Raw genomic sequence first — 3,792 nt, 5'->3', positions numbered from 1 at the left:
TGATGTAGCCCCCTGAAACACCAGACAGTAGCTGTATCTCCAGATAAGAGATAGGCTTGAATATATGTCTAACACTAACGCCAATTTTGAGATGACCGGGATCCTGTTAGGGCAAGAAGTCCGTAAACGTAAAACTCCTCAGGAGAAGATCGCCATTATCCAGCAGACGATGGAGCCGGGCATGAATGTCTCCCATGTCGCCCGCCTGCATGGCATCCAGCCCAGCCTGCTGTTTAAGTGGAAGAAGCAATATCAGGAAGGCAGCCTCACCGCCGTTGCGGCCGGAGAAGAAGTTGTTCCAGCTTCTGAGCTTACTGCTGCTCTGAAGCAGGTCCGGGAGCTTCAGCGCCTGCTGGGCAAGAAGACGATGGAAGTTGAGATCCTGAAAGAAGCCGTGGAGTACGCTCAGTCGCGAAAATGGATAGCGCACGCGCCCTTGTTGCCAAAGGACGGGGAATAGCCCTGGTCAGCCGCACCATGGGCGTGTCGCGTGCGCAGCTGTCACTGCGAATTAACCGTTCTGCCGACTGGCAGGACAGGCGCTGTAACCGGCGTGATGACGAAGCAGACGCTGAAATACTGTCAGAGATCCTCGATATCATCAGCGATATGCCCAGTTACGGCTATCGCCGTGTGTGGGGCATCCTGCGTACGCAACGCCGTACAGAGGGACTGCCCCCCGTGAACGCCAAACGGCTTTACCGGCTTATGAGTGAGCATAATCTGCTGTTACTGCATGACAAACCAGAGCGGTCGAAGCGTGAACATAAGGGCAAAATCGCGGTGGCAGAAAGCGATATGCGCTGGTGTTCAGATGGCTTCGAGTTCGGCTGCGACAACGGTGAGAAGCTGCGGGTCACGTTCGCGCTGGACTGCTGCGACAGAGAAGCCATAGACTGGGCAGCGAGCACAGGAGGCTACGACAGTTCGACGGTGCAGGATGTGATGCTGAGGTCGGTGGAAAAGCGCTTCGGCGACGGGCTGCCGACCACACCGGTTCAATGGCTGACGGATAACGGTTCAGCATATACCGCGCATGAAACGCGGAGGTTCGCCAGAGAGCTGAATCTGGAGCCGTGTACAACAGCGGTGAGCAGCCCGCAGAGCAATGGCATGGCCGAACGATTCGTGAAGACGATGAAGGAAGACTATATCGCGTTCATGCCAAAACCAGATGTGAGAACAGCCCTGCGAAACCTTGCAGCAGCGTTCACACATTACAATGAAAACCACCCGCACAGCGCGCTGGGATATCACTCCCCGAGGGAATATCGGCGGCAGCGGACATCGTTAACTTAAGATACAAAAGCTGTCCGGAGATGGCGGGTCAAGATCAGTGGGGTTATCCATGAACTTTACAACGGCAAAGATTATAGCGAATGCCAAGAAAACAGTGTGTTTGTTCTGCACCCCGTGTTAGATGCGGTTGAGAAAGTCGTATCTCCACAGGAATGGGCGAAAGACAGTTATTTGGGCGAACTATCCATGTTTGATTGGGAGCCAGCATACCATCAACGTCAAGCTACAAACTATGGTGCAGTATGTGCTAACCCAATGAAGTCGCAACGCTATCTTGATGAAATCCAACGTATGCTAGGGATGTTTCTACAGTACGGCATTGAAGACAATACATCTTTTCGAGGAGCATCGGATGATACTCATGCGGTGAATTTTTGTGTTTCTTGCGGGTCTGAAAAAGTAGTTGATGTAACGAAATCAATGAGTTCAAATAATCAAAAGCGTTGGTATCGGTGCAATGAGTGTACACACTTTACCGTGTATACCCACTGTGGTACATGCAATACACGATTAATTAAGAATGGCGAGTATTGGACCTATTTGTCTTTGATGCCTATGTCTTCAATTAACATAAAGTGTCCAAACTGCGAGTCTCCCGTATGACGGGTTCTATTTGGGGTCTGACGCTCAGTGGAACGAAAACTCACGTTAAGCAACGTTTTCTACCTCTGACGCCTCTTTTAATGGTCTCAGATGTCCTTTGGTCACCAGTTCTGCCAGCGTGAAGGAATAATGGCCGAGCATATTGATATGTCCGTGGCAAAGCGGGGAGAGGCGTGCGATATCTTCATCATTCAGTGTTTCACCTTGCGCCCGGAGATGATCCAGGGCTGCCTGCATATACATAGTGTTCCATAACACGACGGCGTTAGTGACCAGCCCCAGTGCGCCCAGTTGATCTTCCTGGGGTCAGTTTGGAGATCGGAAATTTTTGTACGTTAAGCGCATTATTTAACCAATCTTGGTTCGTAAGGGGTTGATTTTGCGTCAGTGGCTATCGCTTTTAAGTTGTCGCTCTTGCAGTATCGCATTTAGGTTATCCGATTAAGGTCAAACCTCTGAAAATGCCGTATAGCGCGGGAGTACACCCTATTGCTACAGGTAAGCCTGTTCAAAAAACAGGCTTACCGAATGGAAGGGACTTCCCCTGGATATGTGCCTGATTAGCTCTTGTGCAATCATGGGGTAAACATAGCCCTGGAGGGATTCGTTATGACTATCACTACTGTCGGTATCGATCTTGCTAAAAATGTGTTCGCTGTTCACTGCGTTGATCAAAATGGAAAAACTGTTCTGGTTAAACCTAAAGTATCGCGTGCTGCACTTCCTGAGTTAATTGCAAGCCTGCCTCCCTGTGTTATCGGGATGGAGGCGTGCTCAGGCGCCCATTACTGGGCAAGAGTGTTTCGGCAGTATGGCCATGAGCCCCGTTTGATGGCTGCAAAGTTCGTATCGCCATATCGCATGGCCGGTAAATCAGGAAAAAATGATGCAGCTGATGCCCAGGCTATTTGTGAGGCTGTCCGTCGCCCGCATATGCGGTTCGTGCCAGTGAAGGATGAGAGCCAGCAGGCGATGCAATGTCTACACCGTACCAGACAAGGTTTTATCGAAGAGAAAACAGCAACATATAACCGATTAAGAGGTTTGATATCTGAATTCGGCGTCATCGCTCCACAAAGTACAGATGCCCTGCGCCACATCGTTTCTGAACAGAAGAATTCTTTGCCGCTTCAGGTTCAGCAATGCGTTGATGATCTGCTGGAACACATTAATCGCATTGAAGATAACATCGCTGAATATGACCGGATCCTGTCCCGCATGGCAAAAACGGATCACCGCAGCCAACGACTGATGGAACTGAAAGGGATTGGTCCCACAACGGCCTGTGCGCTGGTCGCCAGTATCGGTAATGCCCATGATTTTAAGAATGGACGCCAACTGGCAGCCTGGCTGGGACTTACACCATCACAGTACAGCAGTGGCGGAAAATCAAAGCTTGGCAGAATAACGAAAGCGGGCGATTCATATCTGCGAACGCTTCTGGTTCAGGGGGCCCGTTCGGTTTTGATTGGTGCAGAGAAAAGGACTGACTCATTCAGCCGTTGGGTTTGTAAGTTGGTTGAGCGCAGGGGGTACTGGCGGGCTGTTGTAGCCATCGCCGCCAAAAACGCGAGGCTGTGCTGGGCATCGTTGCATTACGGTGATGATTTCAGGCTGTACTCAGCCAGCTAAAGCACAAAGCAGTATAACCATCTGACCTGCAACTCGTTGATGAAAAAGGGTTAGACCCCGTGAGGCCTATCTGGCTATTGTACAGGATATACGTATCCGCTTAACGAACAAGAACCTCACGCGCGTCTTTCATCAGGGCCCGAATCGATAACGATTTATCATGGCCGTTTATAGTACCGCAGTCTCTCCCCTTTATTTTACTGACGAGCAGACAGAAACTATAAAACCGGCGTTGACATGCCGGGGAAGCCCTTATAG

General features: G+C 50.4%; 2 protein-coding genes and 1 pseudogene. 2 read left to right on the top strand and 1 reads right to left on the bottom strand.

Annotated features, from left to right (window positions below; genetic code table 11):
- Nucleotides 1-91: 91 nt before the first annotated feature.
- A protein-coding gene (locus tag OGW13_RS01275; protein WP_109455549.1) for an IS3 family transposase occupies nucleotides 92-1,299 on the top strand; the annotation gives its coding sequence in 2 pieces (ribosomal slippage) (nucleotides 92-413 and nucleotides 413-1,299; 1,209 coding nt in all).
- 681 nt (nucleotides 1,300-1,980) lie between these two features.
- Here OGW13_RS01275 and OGW13_RS01270 read toward each other — a convergent pair.
- Nucleotides 1,981-2,205 (bottom strand): annotated as a pseudogene (locus OGW13_RS01270) (Tn3 family transposase); the annotation flags it as partial.
- A 306-nt stretch (nucleotides 2,206-2,511) separates the two neighbouring features.
- On the opposite strand from OGW13_RS01270, the gene OGW13_RS01265 reads away from it, so the two are divergent.
- A complete protein-coding gene (locus OGW13_RS01265) occupies nucleotides 2,512-3,534 on the top strand; it encodes an IS110 family RNA-guided transposase (RefSeq protein ID WP_000156886.1) in 1,023 nt (340 codons plus the stop codon).
- The last annotated feature ends 258 nt before the right edge of the window (nucleotides 3,535-3,792 follow it).

Origin of the sequence: Citrobacter sp. Ca225, from assembly GCF_030337175.1 — a bacterium.
Taxonomy (GTDB): domain Bacteria; phylum Pseudomonadota; class Gammaproteobacteria; order Enterobacterales; family Enterobacteriaceae; genus Citrobacter_A; species Citrobacter_A amalonaticus.
The sequence above is the reverse complement of the archived record's forward strand: the minus strand, read 5'-3'. Positions and strand labels throughout refer to the sequence as shown.

Bases quoted from the DNA above. Each gene is read 5' to 3' on its own strand.
- OGW13_RS01265 (WP_000156886.1), top strand. From the start codon at position 2,512: ATGACTATCACTACTGTCGGTATCGATCTTGCTAAAAATGTGTTCGCT.